Consider the following 549-nt stretch of genomic DNA (forward strand, 5'->3'; position numbering starts at 1 on the left):
GTGATGCGGCCTGCGCCACCGCCGGCCCGCCGCGGAAGATCATTCGTGGCCGTGGTGCGATGACGCCTGCGGCAGCGGCGGTGCGCTCGGGCTCGGAGGCGGACTGTGATGAAGCCCAGCTCATGGTCCGGGTGCAGGAGCGGCGTCGTCTCGCCGGCACCCTCTACGCCGAGGAGGTCCGGGACCTGGCGCTGCTGTGGACCGTGGACGACGACCATCCCGGTGAGGCGGATGAGCTGGCGGTGAACTGTCTGATCGCTGCGGCTGGTTTGCGTTCCAAGGTTGGGCGCGCGGAGGGGAAGCTGCGCGACGCTGTCCACGCGACCCGTGACCTGCCCCTGTGCCTGGATCTCGTCGCGGGTGGTGTGTTGCCGGTGGAGTGGTTTGAGTGGTTGATCCGCTCCACGCGCCGACTCGAGCCGGAGCAGCGTCGTCAGGTTGATGATGTGGTCGCTGAGTGGGACCTCGCCGGGATTGACGTGAACCGCTTCTACCGCGAGCTGCGGATGCTGGTCGCGTGGTTCGGTGCTGGCCTGCAGCAGGAGCATC

1 pseudogene is annotated in these 549 nt (G+C 68.5%); it reads left to right on the forward strand.

Annotated elements, in window-relative coordinates:
* Positions 1-59 precede the first annotated feature (59 nt).
* Positions 60-549 (forward strand): annotated as a pseudogene (locus MU407_RS14125) (HNH endonuclease); the annotation flags it as partial.

Source organism: Brachybacterium sp. Marseille-Q7125 (assembly GCF_023062615.1).
GTDB lineage: Bacteria > Actinomycetota > Actinomycetes > Actinomycetales > Dermabacteraceae > Brachybacterium.